The organism is Paenibacillus sp. GM2 (genome assembly GCF_900069005.2).
In the GTDB taxonomy this organism is placed as follows: domain Bacteria; phylum Bacillota; class Bacilli; order Paenibacillales; family Paenibacillaceae; genus Fontibacillus.
Genome location: NZ_LN831279.1, coordinates 441177 through 463277 on the forward strand (window position 1 = coordinate 441177; position 22101 = coordinate 463277).

Below are 22101 nucleotides of genomic sequence, written 5' to 3' on the forward strand. Positions count from 1 at the left end.
GAGTTGAACACCAGAGGACATAACGCCAGAAAGCAGTTCTTTTCGGAAAAAACCGGATGGGCTGCTTTTTGGCACATTCATAAGGATGAGGATATCGATGTTGGAACGTTACAGAACAGTCAGGCAAGCAGGCGAGAAGGAAATCGTCATTCGCAAATCGCGGTTTATTGGCCATATCAAGCCGGTAGAGAGCGAGGAGGAAGCGGTCGCTTTTATTGAGGAGATCAAGAAGAAGCATTGGAACGCTACCCATAATTGCTCGGCTTATATGATCGGCGAAAGAGATGAGATCCAGAAGCAATCCGATGATGGGGAACCCAGCGGAACAGCAGGCAAGCCGATACTGGAAGTTATTAAGAATCAAAATTTGAAAAATGTGGCGATCGTCGTAACCCGTTATTTTGGCGGTATTCTGCTTGGGGCGGGGGGCCTGATCCGGGCTTATACGGATGGTGCCGTAGCAGCGATTGAGGCGGGAGAGGGGGTTTCTCCGGGGCTGCATCCGGAAGGTCTCGTTTTGGTTTGCTATACTTGGGCTGGCAAAACAGAGAATTNTTAAGAATCAAAATTTGAAAAATGTGGCGATCGTCGTAACCCGTTATTTTGGCGGTATTCTGCTTGGGGCGGGGGGCCTGATCCGGGCTTATACGGATGGTGCCGTAGCAGCGATTGAGGCGGGAGAGGCGATTACTCGGGTACTGCATCAGGAAGTCCTCGTTGAGCTTGACTATACTTGGCTTGGCAAAGCAGAGAATGAGCTTCACAATCGTGGAATCCGCATGGGGCAGACCGAATTTACTGATAAAGTCACATTGCACTGCTTACCGCTCGCAGACGAGGCGGAGCAATTTATCAACTGGATGACGGATATGACTCAAGGGCAGGCAGAGATGATGGCGGGTGACAAGGTTTATTTTATTGAAGGGGAATAATGCCTATGGCAAGAAGAGCAGTAGAGCAGGAATTATCAAGGGAAAGAATTATGGATGCCGCGAGACATCTGTTTATTACGAAGGGTTATCGGGGTATTTCCATGCGGAGCATTGGGCAGCATTTGGGATATAGCCACGGCTCACTTTATTATCATTTTAAAGAGAAGGCAGAGCTGTTCTATGCGATTGTGGTGCAGGACTTCAATCATTTGACCCTGCTCTGTGAACAGGTGACGAAGCGCCCGGTAGTGGATGGACTCACGAAGACGGAGGAACTGATGCTGGAGTTTATTAAGTTTGGCCTTGACCATCCGCATCAATACGAGATTATGTTCATGCTCCGTGATGAGGAGATATTGTCCTATTGCCGTGCAGAACAGTCCAAGTGCTTCGACAAATTCAAGACAATTGTACAGCGTTTCTTGAAGGAAGAGCAGCATGCGCTGCAGCAGAATCCTTCCTTTCCGCTGACTATGTTTTTGGGGATTCACGGGTTTATTTCGTTCTACATCCAGGACCGTCTTACCTTTGATGAGATCATGCCCGCTGCAGTGGGCCATGTCAAAATGTTAAGTCAGAGCACGTACCGTTTAACGTCATAGGGCGTTTTTGTTTTCCATCCGGACTTTATCCATTTACACTATCATCGCTGTACTTCTGTATTGCATTAATCAAACAGGGCGATAAGTCGATCGTTATATAATGCTGGAGTTGTTTCATACATGTATGTTTATTCCAGAGCGTAAAGGGCCTGGGATTCCCGAAAAGGAATGCAGGCCCTCTACGTGTCTCAGTTTTCAGTCTTCTTGTATTTTAACGTAACAATGGCGCTGACGTGGACCGTCGAATTCACAAAAATAGATGCCTTGCCACCGCCCGAGCAGCAGCTCGCCATCCTCTAGGATCACAGTCTGGGACGTACCGGTGGTCATTGCCTTCAGATGAGCGGCCGTATTGCCCTCCGCATGACGGTATTGCGGATGTTCCCAAGGGTATACTTCATTCAGCCTCATTAACACATCACGCTTGACGTCCGGATCGGCATTCTCATTAATCGTAATTCCTGCGGTAGTGTGCGGACAATAGACGATGACATGACCCTGTTTAACCCCGCTTTTATGTACAAATGCCGTAACTTCTCTTGTAATATCACGCATTTCATCCCGCTTGGCTGTGGATAATTCAAGCTTATAAAGCATCGTTGACCTCCTCTGATTAAATATTTTTGGCTTAGTATATCACAATTTTAGCATATCGCCATCATGAGACCTATTTATTGAAACATCAGAACTCTAACGGAAACCACAGCCGTTATTATGCCCATTTTGGTCAGGTTGGAATTATAACGGAAATCAGGTTCGCTATTTGCTGGCTAACAGCCTGTTTCCATAGTAATTTTCTGACATAAGGTTGTCCATTTCCGTTAGATTGAAAAATGTGGCTTTATCGCCATAATAGCGTCTTCTATTTCCGTTAAAAGCAGTATCCCTATGGTTTGTCAGAACCGGTCAGAATTCAAGCCCTATTTTTTCTTTTCTGGCTGTCAGGCGATGGATAGACGACTTCCTTATTGTTTACGGATACTGGAAACCTTTGATTGACTGAGGTTAGACGGTTATAAGCATTTTGGCAATTTCCACGCTGCTTAACATAAAACAATAACCAGAATGTTATGAGGCTTGCTAAAACCGGGCAAGAAAAGAAGCCACGGCATAAGCTGCGACTCCTGTTAAGCTATTTATTTTACCCGCTACTGAAAATCGACCTAATTGAACCCATATATGACTTGCAGAATTTACTAAGGGAATTCAACGGCTAAAAAATCGAGAATAGCTTGGCTAAACTCAATATCTTGAGCGGGGTCCTCTGAATATTGTTCATAACAGACAAAGTGTTCGTTGCCTTGACGGATAAAGGTCGTTACGTCTATATCATGTTTCTTGGCCTTATTAAGTTCTCGAACTGTTCGTAGGGGATTTGTGTTGTTCATGAAGCTATCGTTTCAGCTTTTTAGTGCGCCGCGGAGACTAGAAATATTTGGTTGACTGAGGTTGGACGGTTTGATAAAGTGTTTAATAAGAATAAAACCAAGTAATTTCATATGAAATTATGGGATGTTAATTATACGCAACTGGTGGCCCTGCTCCAACGACCTGCTGCCGGAATTGATGAAAGGATGTGGCCTCTTCCGATGCATATAGAAGTACGAAATCTGGATAAGCATTTTGGCAATTTCCATGCCGTGAAAGACGTGAGCTTTGAGATTGAAAAGGGACAGTTGATCGGATTGCTCGGACCGAGCGGAGGGGGCAAAACCTCGATTCTTCGCATGCTGGCAGGGCTGGAGCAGCCGGAATCAGGGGAGATTCTGTTCCATGGACAACGGGTGAACGAGCTTGCGCCGCAGGAACGCGGAATCGGCTTCGTATTCCAGAGTTATGCATTATTCAAGCATATGACGGTATTCGATAATATCGCTTTTGGACTCCAGGTCAAAAAAGTGACCAAAAGTGCGATAAAAGAGCGTGTGATGGAGCTGGTGGAGCTAACGGGGCTTAAAGGGTTCGAGGGGCGTTATCCGCATCAGCTTTCCGGTGGGCAACGTCAAAGAGTCGCCTTCGCCAGGGCGCTTGCCCCAGAGCCGCAGCTTCTGCTGCTCGATGAGCCCTTCGCCGCGATCGATGCGAAGATCCGCCAGGAGCTGAGGTCCTGGCTGCGCGAGTTGATTGAACGTGTCGGCATTACGTCGATCTTCGTCACCCATGATCAGGACGAGGCGATTGAGGTCGCGGATGAGATTATGATCATTAGCGAAGGCCGGCTGGAGCAGAAAGGTTCGCCATGGGACATCTACCGGGAGCCGCGGACACCGTTTGTCGCTTCCTTTATCGGACAATCAACGTTGATTGATAACCCGTCCGAGCTAAGAGGCTTCGAGACGGAGGTATCCGGTTCACAAGCAAAGGCTTTAATCCGCCCGGAATATATCGAGATCGGCAGCGAGCGGGATTTCTCCCTACTGTCTGCTACGTCTGTCGGAGTTGTGAAGCATGTACATTTTCGCGGCAGCGAATGGCTGGTTGACGTTGAAGTGGGGGGGAACGTATTAACGACCTTCCGCTCGCTGGAGAAGGAGACGCTTGAGATCGGGCAGGAGATTCGCGTTCTTGTCCATCGCGCCTATCTATACAATGAGCAGCGCAGTTGGATTGTTGAGAATCCGTTGAAGCGTGATCCGATGAGCGCTATGATATAGACGGGTGATGAGGCAATGGTTGAAGGGCTATCGTATTTGGATTACCGTTCCTTGCAGCGTTGCTTTATGTGAATACAGCCAGTCTCTTTAAGAAAATAAAGCGCGAAGAAGATACGACGAACAATACGGCTTGGGGCGCTATATTAGTTGCTATTATTGTTATTGGGTTCCTCTTACTAATTCGTATTTCAGGATAGAATAAGCAAATGACCTGGCGGAAACGCCAGGTCATTTATGTGTATGAGCATAGTATCTAAGGAGAAGACAGGGGGCTGATTAGAAGTCCTTGGCTCTCAGCAGAGCTTATACCCTTGAACGGATCTCCTGGCGCATGAACAGATAGTAGGAGATACCGAAGCAGACCATCGTCTCGGCGATCATCCCGGTTAACTGCGGCCATACCAGAATAAGGCTTTGTCCCAGGGACAATGGGCTGGAAATGGCCCCGACCAGCTGATCCATCGTGAGCGGACCGAGTGAGCGGATTCCCGGTGAGAGCATCGTCGTAATCGTCTCCGTAAACAGATAGGTTGGAGAAAGGCGATTCAGAGTGAGGATCAGGTTCATCTGGTGAATCTGCGTCGCGACGTCCGCCGTTTGCGAGACGGCGGTGATGCTGTCGATCAGCCCGGTGATCATGCTATAGAAGATGGCAAAGAACAGCCAGATGGCCATCGAAGACAACGCAGAGGTTGCCGCCTGCCGAAACCGGATGGAGAACAGGATTGACAGATTGAGCCAGAAGCCGATATAGACGACGGCGATAATCAGGAACAGAATGACCCTCAGGAATTCCTCCGGTGTTGGCGGATAGCCGATGACGAACAGACCGAGTCCCATAATTAAAAAGCCAAGGGAGAATACGACGACAGCGATCAGGAACAAGGATGAGACAAATTTGGCGATAATAAAATCATCCCGGTACATCGGCTGCGACAACAGCTTTCCAAGTGTGCCTTTGTTGCGCTCCGAATTGACAGCATCGAAGCCAAGCGCGATGCCGATCAACGGACCAAGCCAGGCCAGAAAACTGGAGAAGGGCGGTATGGCGAGCGTTGGGCTCGTAAGTGTGAACATCCGCAGGAACATAAAGGTATTGCCCGATCCCTGGCTATTCGCTGAGCCACTGCGGATTGCCGTTACAGCAGAGAAGACCGAACCGATGCAGGCCAGCACGATGATGCCGATCAGAATTCCAAATCTCCAGCTGCGGATGTGGTCACCGATTTCCTTATGGACCATCACCCAGAATGGTGAAGTACTGCGTTCATGTTCATCCGCAGCTTGATCGCTGCTATGCCTTTGTCTCGGTGGAAGCCCAAGCTTCGCCTCGAAGCGGTCCAGGATCTCAATCCAGCGTGACCAGGCTGATTGTTGTTTGGCTGTAGTGTCTGTCATCGCTCTCCCTTCCTTTCGAAATATCGATGATATATATCGTCAAGGCCATAATCCTTGCGCCGCAAATAGACTAGATCAGCATTGCTGCGAATGATGGTCTCGGCAATTTGCGAGGTAAGATCCCGATCACAGACAATGGTCGCCAGATCGTATTCCTCGTTATCCTTACTCTCCGCAGTGCTCTGATTCCGATAAATCTCCAGCACTCCTTCAAGCCCGGATATGCTGCTCAGAAGTGGTTCAGTCCACTGATTTGTTCCCACCTCAATATTAATCGAGCCATCATCGTTCAGCTGATGTGAGAGCGTTCGTATATCTCCGCAGGCGATCAATTGTCCTTGGACGAACAGGCCGACCCGGTCACATATTTGCTGAACCTGATGCAGGTGATGGGATGACAGCAGCACGGTCAGGCCTTGATCGCGGCTGAGCGATGAGATGAGCTGCAGCAGCTCGCGCACTCCCTCGGGGTCAATCCCTAGCGTAGGCTCATCGAGAATGATAACCTCCGGATTCTTGATGAGAACATCAGCCAAGCCCAGTCGCTGCCGCATCCCGCGTGAGAACGCACCGACCTTCTTGCGCATTTGCTCGGCAATACCTGTCTTCTCCAACAGAGTAACAGCGCGGGATTCTGCTTCGTCCCTTGATATTCCATTCAGCCTCGCCGTATAGATCAGATTGTCGAGCGGAGTTCTGTCTTCATAGAAGCCGATATCATCAGGCAGGTATCCGACTCTTCTCTTTACTTTCAGCGCTTCACGGGTAGGATCGAATCCACAGATCCTTGCTTGCCCGAAGCTGGGATCGGTAAGTCCGAGCATCATCAGGATGGTAGTCGTCTTCCCGGCGCCATTAGGTCCAAGCAGCCCGAAGATCTCCCCTTTATTGATGGTCAAATTCAAATGATTAACCGCTTTATAGTCGCCATAGCTCTTGGTTAGCTCTACAAGTTCAATGACCGGCTGATTCCGCACAGCTTGAGTGGAAGTTGCCATCGTGTTACTCATCTTCACCGTCTCCCAAACTTGCGGAACAGATAGTAGATAGCTGCACAGACGGCCAGGATGATAATAACCCCGATCCAGCCCCAGAGGACAGAGGATTTAACCGTGATGCGCAAATCGGCAGATGAACTCTTATTTGCGGAAGAGGCGGTCAGACTAACGACATAATCTCCGGCCAGCGATTTATCGCTTGATTTGATCGTTGCGGTGACTTGCTTGCTTTCGCCCGGGGCGATCGAGGTAATCGACGAAGGCTCAAAGGAGACCTCCCAGTCCGTAGGCGCATTGGAAGTGAAGGAGAGATCCTGCAGCTCCGCCGATCCTGTGTTGTTCACAACAAAATTCAGCTTGCGCTCTCCTCCAGCCTTAATATCTGCGCTCAGCAGATCGTTTGTCGTCGTGAACTGCATATTGTATGTTCCGGTGACGACTGCCTCCAGGGTGGCTTGAGCGTTCGATTCCCCGCTGGTCGCGGTGATCGGAATTTTGTAGGAGCCGGCTTTCACCTGCTCTGATGGCTTCACCTGAATGGAGATCGTCTTGTCCGTGTTCGGTTCAATCTCGACGGAAGTCACACTGCTTGAATCCGCATTGAAGCGGACATCCCAGCCCTGCTCTGCCTGTGCACTCAGCGCGTAGGTTTGCTTCTGAGAGGTTCGATTCTTGAGGACAGCGCTATAGGTAAAGGTAGAATCAGAGTGTCCTTCCATATTGGCTTGGTCCACAGACAGTTCCGATTTAAAAGTACCTTGCTCCGAGACGTTAATAACGAGCGGGAGAGAGGTATCATCTGCATTTAGCCTGAAATTATAGCGACCTTTATTAATTTTGAGCGGGACTTCGAGCTGTAAATTGATGGTCTGTGTATCACCTGCTTTGACGGCCACACGGGAGATCTCTCTGCCTCCAGCGGTTAGGTTGTATTTCCAATCCGCAGAAGCGGAGTCCAACGATAGATTGGCAGAAGAAGTAGAAGTACCGTGGTTAATCACATCTATGGAGTAAGAGACGGTTTCACCTGGAGCTGCTGACCATTCGAGGTAGGGCGTATAAAGTTCGAGTGCGCCGGCAGCGGCGGCCTGATTCGGGCCTGTAAAGGATGTGCCAACCAATACAAGGAGCATGAGCAGCAGCATGGCCGCTGTCTTTCGTAAAGATCGAAGCATATTGAATCCTCCTAAGTTAAAATGATCAAGGCGAACGACCGGGCTATTTCAATATAAAAATGTGTTAGCGATGGGCCCCTCGCTAACCTTGACCCCCTTCATCGTTGCCATCTATGGATGGTACGAACGAGATTTCAGTTTGGATCTATCATGTTCAAAATTTTTTGAACTCTCACGCAAAGGGGTTTTCAAAAGCTGAGCTTTTTGATACAACGGGAGATAGAAGAGAAGAGGAGAAAAATTGCGGGAGGGAAGGGGCATGGACCTGCAAAATGAAGAGATGTCAAGGCGGCTTCGCGAAATGTGCGATGGTTCGGTCGAAGCCTTTGACAGCTTCTACGGTTATTATTCTCCCTTTGTGATGCAAGTGGCCGTTCGCCTGTTGGGCGAGCGGATGGAAGCGGAAGATGTATGTCATGAGGTGTTCCTTGAGGTGCTGCGGCGGGGGAGTCAATACGATGCTGGCCGGGGTTCGCTCAAGGCCTGGCTTGCAGTGATGACGAGAAGCCGCTGTCTGGATCGGCTTCGGCGAAATCGACGGATGCAGTATCTCGATGCGGAGGAGCTTGAACAAGCTTCTGCTTCCCAGGAGGAAGTCGTCATTTCCAGACTGGAGCGAGAAGCGCTGCGATCGGCTGTATATAGGCTGCCGGATACTCAGAAGAAGGCGATTCTCGGTTCTTACTACTCCTCCCGGACGCAGCAGCAGATGTCTGAGGCTTGGAACGTACCGATTGGAACGGTAAAATCCTGGGTCAGGTATGGAATAGCCAATCTGCGCAAGCAGATGGAGAAGCAGGGTTGGGTCAATACGGCGGAAAGGGGGCGGCGGCATGAATAATGATAAGCTCCATAGCGATGCGGGGACGGACTTGCAGCATTTATGCCAGGAAGGCTATACAGAGGAAGCTTGGATCGATTACCTGATCGGTACGGAAGGTTCATTCAAGCGAACAGAAATGAGCCGCCATTTAGCACGGTGCCCGGCCTGTCAAAAAAGGTGCGAACAGTGGCAGGAATTGCTGCTGCCGGACAAGGATGGAAAGATGACGCTGGCGAGCGATCTGCGGGCCATAGATGACACCACTCAAATCGAGCAGGTTATGAAGCCATCGAAGCGGATTTACAAAAAGCTGCGGTTCAGAGTGCGGATGCTTGGAATAAGGCGGAGCGCCGGAAGATTCCTGTCTGCCAAACGCAGGCTGGTGATAGCGCTTGGGGCCGTATGCATATTGCTAGCGGCGGTCGGCGGGATTATGCGGATGAATGACCCTGAAACGGAATGGAACAGCTATGTGAAAACCTATGAACCCGCGGCGATGAATGTGATGTCGAGTCCGGACAGCGAATTCTATCCGATCAGTCTGGGAAGACCTGTACCAAAGTCGGGAGTTGTCTGGTACAATTCTCACTCTGGAGAGCTGCTGATGCTTGTGGGCGGTCTGATACCTCGTGAAGATCAGGTCGTCCGGGTATGGGCGGTCAGGGAAGGAAGCCGCGATGACCTGGGAGTGCTTCAATACCATGCTTACCGAGCCCATTTGTATGTTAGAGACCGGGTTCTGGATCAAGCTGATATCATTCTATCGATCGAGCCGAAGTCTGGCCCGTTCGATCTGTCTGAGACGGAGACGATTTCGGTAGGAATAACAGGGGCGACAGATTAAACAGAAAAGGGATGGATTGCCGAAATGCAGAATACCGGGACAGATCAACTGGTGTTTCTTGGTACAGGTGATGCGATGGGTGTACCAAGACTATATTGCGATTGTGAAGTATGCACGGAAGCAAGGAGCTCCGGAAAGAACCGGAGGTATCGTTCTGCAGTGGCCGTAGAGTGCGAGGCGGGGGAGCAATTTATGATCGATTGTGGTCCGGATTTTCGGGTCAGCATGGAGCGGCGCAGCCAAAGATTTATAGAGCACCTGCTGATCACGCACGCTCACTTTGACCATATCGGAGGTTTGCCGGAATGGGCTGATGCCTGTCGCTGGCTGGGTAGAAGAGGGCAAATGTATGCTCCTCGTGAAGTCGTGGACATCATTTTATGTCAATACCCTTGGTTGGAAAGGAACCTCGACATCCATTTTGTAGATGAAGATATCGCATTAGCTGGATGGAAGATACATGGTTGGAAAGTAAACCACGGCAAGAACGGCTATTCCTACGCCTATCGCTTTGATAAACCCGGTTATGCCTGGGCTTACTGCTCGGATTCTATCGATCTGCCGCCGGAGCAAAAGGCCCCGCTCCATGGGCTGGATCTGTTGATCCTTGGAACAAGCTTCTATGAAGAGCTTGCCGAATTCTCTACGCGGTCTGTCTATGATGTAACGGAGGCACTGGGTCTGCTGCAGGAGATTAAACCAAAGCGTACGATATTTACACATATGTCTCATGATATTGATCAGCGCAAGGATTATGTACTGCCTGGGAGCGCATCCTTTGCGAGCACTGGAATGAGCGTACCGCTAGGGAAGGACTAGATGGTTATAGTCTAGTCCGATAACAGCAGGACAAAGAGAAAAGGGCCAACCCACTTCTGCATGGATTTGAGGCCCTTTAAGCTCGAAAACAACCTGTGGGCTAATTATTGCTCCAGTTGCAGTACAAACTTATCGATGGCTGCTTTAACTCCATCTTCATTATTGCTAAGCGTTACATAATCGGCAAGCTCCTTCAGAGCTGGAATTGCGTTGCCCATTGCTACACCAAGGCCGGCAGCCTCCAGCATTTCGTGATCATTCCAGGAGTCACCAATGGCTATTGTCTGCGACATATCATAGCCAAAATGAGCAGCCAGGAACTTCAGGGCATGGCCTTTTGTACCTTCACGGTGCATAATTTCCAGAAAATTCGGCTTCGACTTCGTAATATGCACATCCTCGCCCAGCAGCTCGCGAAGCCGAGGAGCGATTTCATCCAAATAGTCGGGGTCATCGATGATGAGCAGCTTCGGTGTTGGATGAGCGGCCAGCTTGGCGACATCAGGTTCTATATAATACTCCGTCCGGTTCAGCGTCGTGTAATCGATCAGCTTCTGATTTTCTTCCCGGGCGAAGAGCTTATCATCAATATAAGTCTGCAAGTGCAAATGGTGCTGCATGCAGTAATCGAACACCTTGCGGACCGCCCCCATAGGCACATAACGTTCATATAGCACCTTCTCATCGAGAAGGTTTTTAACTAGGGATCCCTGATAGGTTATGATCGGTACATTCATTCCTATCTGGCGGGCAATCGCTTGGGCCGAGGCATAGGCGCGTCCGGTGGCCAGTGTAACGATGACCCCCCTGGCAATCGCTTGCTCCAGCGCCTGCTGGGTGGCCGGGGTAACTTCCTTGCTGTCGTTGATCAGAGTATCGTCGATGTCGATGGCAATCAGCTTGTACATGGTCCCTCTCCTTTGATGGTTTCTTTATCTATCGATAGCTTAACTACCTCTATTGTACCTTTCAGACTATATAATTCAATTCCAATCCAGAAAAAAGAAATAGAATCAACATTCTCATTCAGGGGATGTATGCAGCCTTATGGGCTCATCTCATGCCAATTGCGGTTATGTAGGCTGTCCTGAACCCTGATCTCTCAGGGCGAGGACAGCCTTGTTTGTCAATGTGCTGACGGCGGCGTCAAGCAGCTTGCGGAGAAGGGAGGATTCCACAGCTTTGCATCCTTGCTGCATCCGTTGATTATTCACCACCACAAGGGAAAATTTCACGGATTTTACAGAGCGGAATCTTTACGCGAAGAAGTACTTCACCGCGGCAAATGCGGAGCACAAGGCAGTTACTGGATACAAAAATAATAACACCTTCGAGCTCGCGGCCGTCTCTTAATACGATAAGAACCTCTTGATGCAAGAGTCTCCGCGCCCTGTCGTGCAGCGTTTCTCGTCTTTGGTAGCCCATATGATAGCTCACCTCTTTCTATTAAGATAATGCATCATATGAGAATCTATTTGATTTTGATAGGGCTAATAGATTGATATGAAGGAAAATTGGAGATTAGCTTGGCTCAACTAGCTTAATAGAGAAAGCTAGAGTAGGGGGGGAGCTAATAATAGAAGGTCAAGAAATAGAGGATTGCGTTGACGATTCGCAGAAATTGGCAAGCTGAAAATAAAAAAGGCCCGGACAAGAACGCTTTGGGAAAGAGCTTGTCCGGACTGGGGTTTACTATCTAATTTTCCAGGTACTATTCCTCCAGGAATACGAGACCGATGAAATCATCCTTGTCGATGTTGCCGAAATAGTATTTGACATCGATATCTGCAAGTACTTCACGAACCGCGCTTTCTTCATAGCGCAGTCCTCTAAGCTTGTCCTCAATATCACCTACATCTCCAACACCGAAGAAGTCGCCATAGATTTTAATGTTGCGAATATGCCCCTCTTCGATATCCATACGCAGGTCAATAATGCCTGCAGGGAACTTCTTGGCATGCTTCACATTGCTGGCTGGGGACAGACCGTAGTTCCAATCCCAGTTCTTATAGCGCTGCTGTGAAATTTCATTGATTTTTGCCCAATCGGCTTCAGTTAATTTGTATTGCGGCACTTGATCTGCTTCCATTCCGAAAATATGACGCAGCAATTCTGCACGGAATTCCTCCACCGTCATTTTGTGATCCATGAAGTCGCTAATATTAGCGACACGGCTGCGCACCGATTTGGTACTCTTGGATTTGAATTTTTCCGGATTAGCCTTCAAGGAAGCCTGGACATCATCCAAATTGGAGTTGAACATCAGTGTGCCGTGGCTGAACATCCGTCCCCGTGTGGAGAATTGGGCATTGCCGGATATTTTCTGCTCACCGACCTGAAGATCGTTGCGTCCCGATAGCTCGGCATTAACGCCCATCGATTTCAAAGCTTCAACAACCGGCTGAGTGAATTTGCGGAAATTGTGGAATGAATCACCGTCATCCTTTGTAATGAAGCTGAAATTGAGGTTGCCGAGATCGTGATAGACTGCGCCGCCTCCCGATAGACGACGAACCACTTGAACTCCGTTCTCCTTGCAGTATTCCTGATTGATCTCTTCGATCGTATTCTGATGCTTGCCGATGATGATCGACGGAGCATTGATATAGAACAACAAATAACTGTCGTCCTCAAGCGGGAGATGCCTTAATGTATATTCTTCAATAGCGAGGTTAATCGAAGGATCGTTAATTCCTTGATTGTCAATAAACAGCATATGTTTCAGCCTCCATTGCCGATGAGATGTATTCTTTGTATTTTCACTTCTATTGTAAACCAATTGCAAGTCAAACCAAAGTGCTGTCGTCATTTATTCATGAAAAATGCATGTAATTCTTCGTCCACATGTCGGCAGGGAGAGGAGCGCCGTTTTGCCGCAGGCAAAACGTGATACAGCGTATTGGAACGAGGAGGCGTGAATCCATGTGAAAACAGCAGCAAATATTGGCGGCTGATGATTGACGTGAGTCAGAGCATATCTTCATAATGGTATAATCATACCTGAGAGCAGTTCAAACCTTTGGACTTTTTTGATAGAGAGGAAGAGAGCAGTATTATGTTGCTGGAAGTGTACGGACATGGCGGAGATTTGCAGACCGCCGCAGAACGTTACGGAATAGCCCCGGAGCAGATGATGGATTTGAGTGCCAATATTAATCCGCTTGGTCCGCCGCCTGGCTTGCTGGATAATTTGCAGAGGGTTCTACCGGAAATTGTGAAGTATCCGGACCCCGGACATCGTCGCTTGGTGTCCTTGTTAAGCAGGCGTTATGCTGTGGAACCGGGCTGTCTTGTGATCGGCAACGGAGCTGCCGAGAATATGGCACTGGCTTTGTTGGCCCTAGCTCCAATGAAGGTGGGCATCATTGAGCCATGCTTCTCGGAGTACCGGACATTGGCTGAACAGTTTGGCGCACAGGTCAGCTCTGTGTTTGGATCAGCGAAAAGAGCCTTCCGGGCGGAGCCGCAAGATGTTGAACGCTTGATAAGGGAGACGGATCTTGTATTTCTGGGACAACCCAACAATCCGAACGGGGTGCAGTATCCGCTTGATGAACTGCGCAGATTTGCGGAGGCTGCCGAGCGGAGCGGCACTTATTTGATTGTCGACGAAGCTTTTGTTGATTTTATACCTGAACTGCAGAGACAGACGCTGCTGCCAGAGCTGACAAAGTATAGCCAACTTGTACTCATCCGCTCAATGACCAAATTTTATGCAATTCCTGGGCTAAGGCTCGGCTTCGCGATGGCTGCGCCGGAGCTTGCGGCCAGGATGCGTAGCAAGCAGGTAACCTGGAGCGTCAATTCGCTGGCACTGGCCGCCGGAGAGGTATGTTTGCAGGCCGACGAGGCTTATGAGCAGGCGACGATCGCCCTCATTGCGGAGCAGCGCAAGCTGCTGCAAGCAGCCTTGCTGGAGCTGGGCTGCGAGACATGGCCAGGAGAGGCGAACTTCATGCTTGTCCGTTTGCCTGAGGACTGGACAGCAGCTGGGGTTCAAACGGAGCTTGGGAAGCGCGGAGTGCTTGTTCGTAGCTGTGCGATGTATGCAGGGCTTAGTGAGCGCGATATTCGGATAGCCGTCAAAGGAGAAGATGAAAGCCAGAGACTGCTTGTGGAATTAAGCGCTGTGCTGGGAGGTAAGACAAGATGACTTTGCCATTTATAAATGGAGCTGAACAAGGGGGTTATGAATCGCAGGCTTGGCCGGGGCTGAAGCTTTTGCGAGAAGAGCGCCATTTGATGCTTGCGCCTCCGACTCCGCTTCGTGTTGTCAGCAGCGCCGTATACGGAGGCGGCATGCGAGAGCTTCGCCAAGTTGTCAATATATATGTGGACAAGCATTATCGCTGCGATGATCCGGAGAAGGATATTCGCCAATTGCTGCAGGAGTGGGGGATCCCCGAGCAGGAGACCGCCGGATTGCTGACGGCGGTGAGGCTGCGCTACGCGGCGGTTGCCGAGGAGCGCACCAGGGATTACGCCGTATTTTGCTGCGCAACGGCGGGGGCTTCGAACTCCGCGCGAGCGGGAGTTCAGCGGACAACGTTCCCGGCGCTCTGGACGCCGGGGACGATCAACATCCTGCTGGCGGTCGACGGCAGGATGACGGATGCAGCGCTGGTGAACGCCGTCATCACGGCGACGGAGGCCAAGACCGCAGCGCTGCAGGACCTCGGCGTGCTTGACGCCGAGAATGGGCTTGCGGCCACCGGTACCACGACGGATGCGGTCGTGCTTGGCGCCAGCCAGCGGGCCGATTGGCCGCTGCTGCATGCCTATGCCGGGACCGCGACCGATCTGGGCGGCACGGTAGGCCGTCTGGTGTACGCCGCCGTGAGCGAATCGCTGCGCGCCGCAGCGGGTGAGCGCCGATGATGGCNTCTTCGCCCTGCTCGGCGGCGCCCCGCTGGCGATCGCATACCGGGCCGTGAATACGCTGGACTCGATGGTCGGCTACAAGAACGATAAGTATATCGATCTGGGTTGGGCCTCGGCCCGGCTGGATGATGTGGCGAATTATATTCCCGCGCGTATAACAGCCTTACTGCTGTTCCTTGGGGCCTGGCTGATGAGGCTTGATGTGAAGGGGGCCGTACGCGCTGTACGGCGCGATGCTCCGAAGCATCCCAGTCCAAACAGCGGTTACCCGGAAGCTGCGGTAGCCGGAGCGCTAGGTGTTCAGCTTGGCGGAGAAAATTCGTATCATGGTGTCGTATCGTTCCGGGCTCACATGGGCGAGAAAACTCGTGAGCTTCATGGCGAGGATATTCCACGTGCGGTTGGACTGATGTTTTTCACAGCGAATGCGGCAGTCTTGCTGGGGACGTTGATTGTGGTCTGGGTGAATGGCGGATGGCATGGGATCTGAGTGTGAAGTGACATGTGAGGTTTTCATAGTAGTGATGTAGTTCAGATTAACGCAGGTTCACTCATTTGCCTTGTATCAGCAGCTTGTGAATGGTCAAGTAATGAATAATAGAATCTTATGGATGGAAAGGTGGAGGAGCAATGGGATATGAATTTGTGATCGAGCCGCTAAGCTATATCGCTTTCGAGGATGAGACGGCGCAGCTGGAGCAATGCAAGGAATGGGGACTGGTCTCCGGCAAGGCAATAAAGACAAAGGCGTTCTATTACAAGGGATACGGCCAGAATCTTCCCTGCAATATTGTTGGAATGGTGGATAAAAATACCGCAGTAATTGAATTGGAAAATAAGCAATTGCACTGCATTCACCCTTCTTATTTGAAGGAGATGCAGGCGGCGAGCTATGGACAGAAGCCGGTTGCGGAGGAGGCGGGGGCGGATGATCCTGAAAATGCAGTGTCTGAGACTGATGAAGCGTTAACCTCTTCCGAGCTGGATCATAACGAAGTACAGGTGGAAGAGGGAACCTCGGAGGATGCTGAAGTGGTAGTGACGGCAGCGGCGGATCAAAATACGGAAGCAATAACGACTGAACCCGAACCTGCTGCTGAGTCTCCCGAGGGGGTCGAACCGCCTATCGTTGATATTTCGGACCCCGATTATGCACCGAAGGAAAAAGTGAAGAAAACGAAGAAGGCGAAAATTGAACTGCCTGAGGGCAAAGTGAAAATGAAGGCTACAGTGCAGGATTTTACGACGGTACCGAATCATTTTGCCGATCGGGACGATGAAGTAATTATCTACGAGGCGGTTGCAATTCTGGAGCCGGACACCGAAATCGGAGAAGCCTGGTCCAGCCATAGCGCAACCCTTAAAAAGCTTGAGCTTGCCATCGGGGATACAATTACTTTTGAAGCGAAAATAGTGGCCAAGAAGCTGACCAAACACCCGGTAGCTTATAAAATCAACAACCCGGCCAAAATTCAAAAGGAAAACTCCTGAACAAATCGAATAGCGCCTCTTTAAGCCATTTCTAACGAAACTGAGAATCGTTATTTGGGCTGTAAAAGGCCGATAAAAGTTTTAACGAAACTGGGTATCGCTATTTCAGCAAAAAAGTAGCAAAAGGCCTGCCTTTTTCGCAAATAACGATCTGTAGTTTCGTTAGATATGATTTAGCGCTTATTTAGGTGGAATAACGATCCGTAGTTTCGTTAGATTTGAATTGACGCTCATTTTGGTGAAGTAGCGATCCGTAGTTTTGCTAGGTCTGAAATTAATGCCTATTTTGGTGAAATAACGATCCATAGTTTCGTTAGAGAGCTGTAAAGTTCAAAAAGCAGTTTGGGCGTTTCAATCTATCGACTTTTATTTTTAGCAAAGAGAGGAGGAGGCTCATCATGCAAATCAAGATTGGTATTATTGGCATACGGCCGGTTGTGGACAAGCTGCTCAAAGTGCTTAAGGCGTTTCCGACGTTTATACCGATTGTGAGGATTGTGCAGGACGAAGGCGAGGTTCCAGCGGCCGCTGAGCTGCTGATGGCTGAGGTGGAGGCGCTGATTTTGTTTGGGGCGCAATCGCACCGCAAGGTGAAGGAGAAAGTCAATGTGACGATTCCAGTGCATTATGTTCCTTTAACCGGAGCAGGGCTGTACCGGACGCTGTTTCAAGCTCTGCAGACCGGTCGTCTGGACGGCGGCATCTGCATCGATTCACTGACCAGGACGATGGTTACGAATGCTCTTCAGGATCTCGGGATCGAGCAGACGAGAATCGTACTCTACAATGGTCCTGCACATGCTTCAGCGGACAAGCTGTTTGCTTTTCACCAACAACAGCTGAACGCCGGGGCCTGCTCTTTGGCGATTACCGGGGTAGAATCGGTTGCCCGCAGATTATCCGCTGCTGGTGCTGCCAATGAGTGGCTGGTTCCATCGGATCAGGATATGAGCGTAACCCTGGAGCGTGCGCTGCTGTCCACAGAATCCAGGCGGATGAAGGAATCGCAAATTGTGGTGGGCATGATCAAGGTCGATGAGTTCGGCAAGCTTGTGATGAAGCGCGGCAGCGAGCATGAGGTACAGAAGCTGAAGCTTGACATCCACCGGATGGTATTGGATTATGTTGAGTCGCTGGATGGCTATCTGACGCCGATCGGTGGCGATGAGTATTTATTTTTTACAACGCGAGGCATCTTCGAGCGGGAAACCGGCGGGTACAAGACGATTCCGCTGGCCAAGGATGCCAACCAGTCCTTCGGGATTTCCCTTAGCTTTGGAGTCGGGTTTGGAACCTCAGCCAATGAGGCGGGAACCAACGCGCGGGCTGCGCTGCGCAAATCTAGGGAAGCCGGCGGGAATACCTGCTTCATTATCCGCGAGGATCAGACGTTGATCGGACCGCTGGAAATGTCGGATCCTATACAGACTGTGCTGTCTCCTACCTACTCCGGCTTAATAAAACAAGCGGAGGAAGCGGGGATGACAAGCGCTTATTTGAGCAAGCTGCTGTCTTATACGGCGAAATTCGGCAAATATGAATATACGGTGCATGAGCTTGCTGCTTTGCTTGATATTACAGTCAGAAGTGCCCATCGGCTGCTGCTGCTTTGGATCGATAACGGACTTGTTGATATTGCCGGAATGGAGAAGGTGCCAAAGGGGCGACCTCGGCAAATTTACCGTTTTTCCTTTTTAAAGGATAAGGCCATGATTTAAATTTTTTGACTATTTAAAGACTATTTAAAGATTTGTCTTTATATATCCCCCGTCGTTATGATGGAGACAGATCCACAGACGAAAGGGGAAAATGCGTTGAGAACAATTGAGGAATTGGAAGCAAAATTGGCGGAGCCCTCCGAGGCATTGGTCAAGGATTTATCTACCATCGAAGGAAATATTCTGATTCTTGGTGTAGGCGGGAAAATGGGCCCTAGCCTAGCCCGGCTGGCGCAAAACGCTGTGCGTGAGGGCGGCTTGAACAAGCGCATCCTCGGCGTATCGCGATTTTCCAATGAAGAGGCGAGACGCGAGCTGGAGGACGCAGGTATAGAGACCATTTCCTGTGACCTGTTGAACGATGAGGAGCTGATGAAGCTGCCCCATGCTGACAACATTATTTATATGGCTGGCAATAAATTTGGAACTACGGGCCGGGAGCATTTCACCTGGGGCATGAATACGTATTTGCCGGGCCGGGTGGCCGAGAAATATAAGGATTCGCGGATCGTCGTATTCTCTTCGGGGAATATTTATCCGTTTATGCCGGTCGGCAGCGGCGGAGCCAGCGAATCGATTACACCGGAGCCGGTCGGGGAATATGCCCAATCGACCCTGGGGCGGGAGCGCATCTTTGAGTATCATTCGCATAAGAACGGAACGCCGATGCTGTTCTATCGCTTGAATTACGCGATTGATATGCGCTATGGCGTACTGCTCGAAATCATCAAGTCTGTCCAGGAGCAGCGGGCGATCAATCTGACGATGGGGCATGCGAATGTGATCTGGCAGGGGGATGCCAACCAGATGGCGCTGCGCTGCCTGACGGAATGTACGAATCCGCCAAGCATTATGAATATCACCGGGCCGGAGACGATGTCGATCCGCTGGGCAGCTGAGGAGTTCGCCAAGCGGCTTGGCAAGGAAGCGATCTTTGAAGGTATGGAATCCGAGCTGGCGCTGCTCAATAATGCCTCGAAGTCCCATCAGCGCTTCGGCTACCCAACGGTGTCCTTGCTGCAAATGATCGATTGGCTGGCCGAATGGGTTGAAGCCGGAGGAGCGACATGGAATAAACCGACTCATTTCCAGGAAAGAAAGGGGAAATTCTAGTGGCTGCTACAACACTTTCACCGGAATTGATGAAAGCGCTGCACGAGGGGCTGGTCATCCCTGCCCACCCTCTGGCGTTGGATGAAAACCGTCGATTGGATGAGAAGCATCAACGGGCGTTAACCCGTTATTATGTCGCATCGGGGGCCGGTGGGATAGCGATCGGCGTTCATTCCACTCAATTTGAAATTCGTGATCCGGAGCATAATCTGCTTGAGCCTGTACTTAGAATGGCTGCAGAGGAGATCGCCAAGTCCGATATAGATCGTCCGTTTATTAAAGTGGCCGGCGTATGCGGGCCAACGGAGCAAGCGGTCAGTGAGGCGCGGTTAGCGAAATCCCTGGGCTACGATGCTATTCTGCTCAGTATGGGCGGACTGATGTCCTGGAGTGAGCAGGATATTCTGGACAGGACGAAGCAGGTTGCCAACATTATACCGGTTATCGGCTTTTATTTGCAGCCGTCTGTTGGCGGGCGGATTTTCAGCTTCGATTTTTGGCTCCAATTTGCCGAGATTCGGAATGTGGTCGCGATCAAGATGGCTCCGTTCAACCGTTACCAATCGCTCGACGTGGCGCGTGCAATCTGCTATTCCAGCCGACGGGATGAGATCGCGCTGTATACAGGCAATGATGATAATATCATTAATGACCTGCTGACCACCTACCGTTTTAAAGTGAATGGAGAGCTTGTGGAAAAGGCCGTTGTTGGCGGCTTGCTGGGCCATTGGGCCGTCTGGACGAAAAAAGCCGTCGAGCTGCTGGAAGAAATCAAGCTGGCCCGCCCTCATGGCGAAATTGCCAAGGAATGGTTAACCCGCAACATTCAGGTGACAGATACCAATGCGGCCTTTTTTGATCCTGCGCATCAGTTTGCCGGCTGTATTCCGGGCATTCATGAAGCACTGCGTCGTCAGGGCCTGATGCAGGGCATTTGGTGTCTAAATCCGCATGAGACGCTGTCGCCGGGGCAGATGGAGGAAATCGACCGTATGTATCGGGATTATCCGCATTTGCATGATGATGAATTTGTAGCAGCACATCTGGCCGAATGGCTTGAAGATCAATAAATAAGGAGGGCTCAAACATGCGATTCAAGGATGTATTTTCTATTATCGGTCCGAGCATGGTGGGCCCCTCCAGCTCTCATACTGCAGGTGCTGTGCGACTGGGAAGAACTGCACGTCATGTCCTTGGGGAGCAGCCGGAGCAGGTGGAGATCATTTTCTACGGTTCCTTTGCGACGACGCATCGTGGCCACGGTACAGATCTGGCTATAATCGCCGGTCTGCTCGATTATGATACGGATGATCTGCGAATCCGGGAGGCTTTTGAACGGGCTGAAGAAGCCGGGATGAAGGTGAATATCCGCTCTGCACAGAAGGCTGGAGTGCACCCGAATACCGCAACAATGATTCTACAACGAGGAGATCAGAGGATCGTTGTAACGGGCAACTCTATTGGCGGAGGAAATATAGAGGTTGTCAGCATCGATGATTTCGATGTTAAATTTACGGCGATCTATCCGACGCTGCTGATCTTTCACGCCGATCGGCGCGGTATTTTGGCCGAGATGACGGATATATTCAAACATGCCAACGCTAATATCGGTTATATGGAAGTCGATCGGAAGTCGCGAAGCGGAGATGCTCTGACTGTGATTGAGTGCGATGAAATATTAGCTGGTGAATTTATCGATAGAATCTGCGGCTTGCCGGATGTTGATAGGGTTCGTCTTATTCATCTTGGTGCTAAGGGGGACAAGGGATGAAGTTCGCAAATTTAGAGCAATTGATTCGGCTTTGTGAGCAAGAAGCGGTTGCGATCGGGCAGTTGATGGTTGCAGAACAGGCAGCCGAGACGGGAAAAACGGAGCAGCAAGTCATTCTGCAGATGACGGAGTACTATGGAGTTATGAAAGAGGCGGTTCAAAAGGGGTTAGTGAGCGAGATGTTGCCTCGCAGCGGATTAACCGGCGGGGATGCCAGGCGGGTTCATGCCTACTTGCAGGAAGGCATGCCTTCCCTCGGCGAGGAAACCTGCACCGCAATGGCATATGCACTGGCAGTGTCTGAGGTGAATGCTTCGATGGGAAGAATTATTGCCACTCCCACGGCAGGCTCCTGCGGTATTATCCCCGGGGTGTTTGTCAGCTCGCAGGAACGATTTGGCTGGAGCGATGCGCATATGGTTCAGGGACTGTTCAGCGCGGGAGCGATCGGATATGTTATTGCTAATAATTCATTCGTATCCGGGGCGGAAGGCGGATGTCAGGCTGAGGTTGGCTCGGCCATCGGTATGGCTGCCGGAGCACTGGTTGAGCTGCGTGGAGGAACGCCGGAGCAGGCGGTGCATGCCGTAGGCCTGGCGTTGAAAAATACGCTCGGACTGATTTGTGATCCGGTAGCCGGTTTGGTCGAGATCCCCTGTATCATCAGAAACGGCTTTGGCGCGGTTACGGCGATGGCTGCCGCGGATATGGCATTGGCCGGAATAAGGAGCGTTATTCCGTCGGATGAGGTTATCGATGTGATGCTGGAGGTCGGTAGCATGATGCCCGAGAAGCATCGCGAGACAGCGCAGGGCGGGCTCGCGCAGACCCCTACTGGCAAGAGGATTATGAAGGAGCTGTATGAGAAAGAGGAGGGATGAA

The 22101-nt window shown here is 50.5% G+C and carries 19 protein-coding genes and 3 pseudogenes; 16 read left to right on the forward strand and 6 right to left on the reverse strand.

What is annotated here, in order from left to right; translation table 11 throughout:
• Positions 1 to 97: 97 nt before the first annotated feature.
• The 3 genes and pseudogenes from BN1360_RS11790 to BN1360_RS11800 all read left to right on the forward strand — a co-directional run.
• A pseudogene (locus tag BN1360_RS11790) lies at positions 98 to 553 on the forward strand (YigZ family protein); the annotation flags it as partial.
• Positions 552 to 932, forward strand: a pseudogene (locus tag BN1360_RS11795) (YigZ family protein); the annotation flags it as partial. The pseudogenes BN1360_RS11790 and BN1360_RS11795, both read left to right, overlap by 2 nt.
• Positions 933 to 937: 5 nt before the next feature.
• Positions 938 to 1534, forward strand: coding sequence for a TetR/AcrR family transcriptional regulator (locus BN1360_RS11800; protein ID WP_068780055.1), 597 nt, complete (start codon positions 938 to 940; stop codon positions 1532 to 1534).
• Positions 1535 to 1729: 195 nt separating this feature from the next.
• On the opposite strand, the gene BN1360_RS11805 is transcribed toward BN1360_RS11800, so the two are convergent.
• On the reverse strand, positions 1730 to 2131 hold the full coding sequence (locus tag BN1360_RS11805) for a secondary thiamine-phosphate synthase enzyme YjbQ (RefSeq protein WP_068780056.1): 402 nt from the start codon (positions 2129 to 2131) through the stop codon (positions 1730 to 1732).
• A gap of 992 nt (positions 2132 to 3123) precedes the next feature.
• On the opposite strand from BN1360_RS11805, the gene BN1360_RS11810 reads away from it, so the two are divergent.
• Positions 3124 to 4188 (forward strand): sulfate/molybdate ABC transporter ATP-binding protein, encoded by a 1065-nt coding sequence (locus BN1360_RS11810; protein WP_068780191.1) that lies wholly within the window; start codon positions 3124 to 3126, stop codon positions 4186 to 4188.
• Between the two features lie 303 nt (positions 4189 to 4491).
• Here BN1360_RS11810 and BN1360_RS11815 read toward each other — a convergent pair whose 3' ends face one another.
• The 3 genes from BN1360_RS11815 to BN1360_RS11825 are packed head-to-tail and all read right to left on the reverse strand — an operon-like array spanning position 4492 to position 7759.
• On the reverse strand, positions 4492 to 5586 hold the full coding sequence (locus BN1360_RS11815; RefSeq protein WP_082790038.1) for an ABC transporter permease: 1095 nt from the start codon (positions 5584 to 5586) through the stop codon (positions 4492 to 4494).
• Positions 5583 to 6596 carry an ABC transporter ATP-binding protein gene (locus BN1360_RS11820; RefSeq protein WP_082790039.1) on the reverse strand — a complete coding sequence of 338 codons (1014 nt, stop codon included), beginning with the start codon at positions 6594 to 6596 and terminating at the stop codon, positions 5583 to 5585. Before BN1360_RS11820 ends, BN1360_RS11815 begins: the two co-directional genes overlap by 4 nt.
• A 2-nt stretch (positions 6597 to 6598) precedes the next feature.
• Positions 6599 to 7759, reverse strand: coding sequence for a COG1470 family protein (locus BN1360_RS11825; RefSeq protein ID WP_068780057.1), 1161 nt, complete (start codon positions 7757 to 7759; stop codon positions 6599 to 6601).
• A gap of 259 nt (positions 7760 to 8018) precedes the next feature.
• On the opposite strand from BN1360_RS11825, the gene BN1360_RS11830 reads away from it, so the two are divergent.
• The 3 genes from BN1360_RS11830 to BN1360_RS11840 are packed head-to-tail and all read left to right on the forward strand — an operon-like array spanning position 8019 to position 10245.
• Positions 8019 to 8600: an RNA polymerase sigma factor gene (locus BN1360_RS11830; protein WP_068780058.1), complete on the forward strand. Its 582-nt coding sequence runs from the start codon at positions 8019 to 8021 to the stop codon at positions 8598 to 8600.
• Positions 8593 to 9426 carry an anti-sigma factor domain-containing protein gene (locus BN1360_RS11835; RefSeq protein ID WP_068780059.1) on the forward strand — a complete coding sequence of 278 codons (834 nt, stop codon included), beginning with the start codon at positions 8593 to 8595 and terminating at the stop codon, positions 9424 to 9426. Before BN1360_RS11830 ends, BN1360_RS11835 begins: the two co-directional genes overlap by 8 nt.
• A 24-nt stretch (positions 9427 to 9450) precedes the next feature.
• Positions 9451 to 10245, forward strand: a complete 795-nt coding sequence (locus tag BN1360_RS11840; RefSeq protein ID WP_068780060.1) for an MBL fold metallo-hydrolase — start codon at positions 9451 to 9453, stop codon at positions 10243 to 10245.
• A 104-nt stretch (positions 10246 to 10349) separates the two neighbouring features.
• On the opposite strand, the gene BN1360_RS11845 is transcribed toward BN1360_RS11840, so the two are convergent.
• Positions 10350 to 11153: a Cof-type HAD-IIB family hydrolase gene (locus BN1360_RS11845; protein ID WP_068780061.1), complete on the reverse strand. Its 804-nt coding sequence runs from the start codon at positions 11151 to 11153 to the stop codon at positions 10350 to 10352.
• 803 nt (positions 11154 to 11956) lie between these two features.
• Positions 11957 to 12961, reverse strand: a complete 1005-nt coding sequence (locus tag BN1360_RS11850; RefSeq protein WP_068780063.1) for a lipoate--protein ligase — start codon at positions 12959 to 12961, stop codon at positions 11957 to 11959.
• 339 nt (positions 12962 to 13300) lie between these two features.
• On the opposite strand from BN1360_RS11850, the gene cobD reads away from it, so the two are divergent.
• The 9 genes and pseudogenes from cobD to sdaAA all read left to right on the forward strand — a co-directional run bounded on the left by cobD (position 13301) and on the right by sdaAA (position 22100).
• Complete coding sequence (cobD, locus tag BN1360_RS11855; protein ID WP_068780064.1) at positions 13301 to 14398, forward strand: threonine-phosphate decarboxylase CobD; 1098 nt, start codon at positions 13301 to 13303, stop codon at positions 14396 to 14398.
• On the forward strand, positions 14395 to 15123 hold the full coding sequence (locus BN1360_RS11860) for an adenosylcobinamide amidohydrolase (RefSeq protein WP_068780065.1): 729 nt from the start codon (positions 14395 to 14397) through the stop codon (positions 15121 to 15123). Before cobD ends, BN1360_RS11860 begins: the two co-directional genes overlap by 4 nt.
• Before the next feature lie 7 nt (positions 15124 to 15130).
• Positions 15131 to 15616 (forward strand): annotated as a pseudogene (locus BN1360_RS11865) (cobalamin biosynthesis protein CobD/CbiB); the annotation flags it as partial.
• 140 nt (positions 15617 to 15756) lie between these two features.
• Positions 15757 to 16617: a hypothetical protein gene (locus tag BN1360_RS11870; protein WP_068780066.1), complete on the forward strand. Its 861-nt coding sequence runs from the start codon at positions 15757 to 15759 to the stop codon at positions 16615 to 16617.
• A 398-nt stretch (positions 16618 to 17015) separates the two neighbouring features.
• On the forward strand, positions 17016 to 18335 hold the full coding sequence (locus BN1360_RS11875; protein WP_068780067.1) for a hypothetical protein: 1320 nt from the start codon (positions 17016 to 17018) through the stop codon (positions 18333 to 18335).
• A gap of 96 nt (positions 18336 to 18431) precedes the next feature.
• Positions 18432 to 19448, forward strand: a complete 1017-nt coding sequence (locus BN1360_RS11880) for an NAD-dependent epimerase/dehydratase family protein (RefSeq protein ID WP_068780068.1) — start codon at positions 18432 to 18434, stop codon at positions 19446 to 19448.
• Between the two features lie 29 nt (positions 19449 to 19477).
• Positions 19478 to 20518: a dihydrodipicolinate synthase family protein gene (locus BN1360_RS11885; RefSeq protein WP_068780194.1), complete on the forward strand. Its 1041-nt coding sequence runs from the start codon at positions 19478 to 19480 to the stop codon at positions 20516 to 20518.
• A 17-nt stretch (positions 20519 to 20535) separates the two neighbouring features.
• Positions 20536 to 21219, forward strand: a complete 684-nt coding sequence (sdaAB, locus tag BN1360_RS11890) for an L-serine ammonia-lyase, iron-sulfur-dependent subunit beta (RefSeq protein WP_068780069.1) — start codon at positions 20536 to 20538, stop codon at positions 21217 to 21219.
• On the forward strand, positions 21216 to 22100 hold the full coding sequence (gene sdaAA / locus BN1360_RS11895) for an L-serine ammonia-lyase, iron-sulfur-dependent, subunit alpha (protein WP_068780070.1): 885 nt from the start codon (positions 21216 to 21218) through the stop codon (positions 22098 to 22100). The genes sdaAB and sdaAA overlap by 4 nt, the downstream gene beginning before the upstream one ends.
• Position 22101 lies beyond the last annotated feature (1 nt).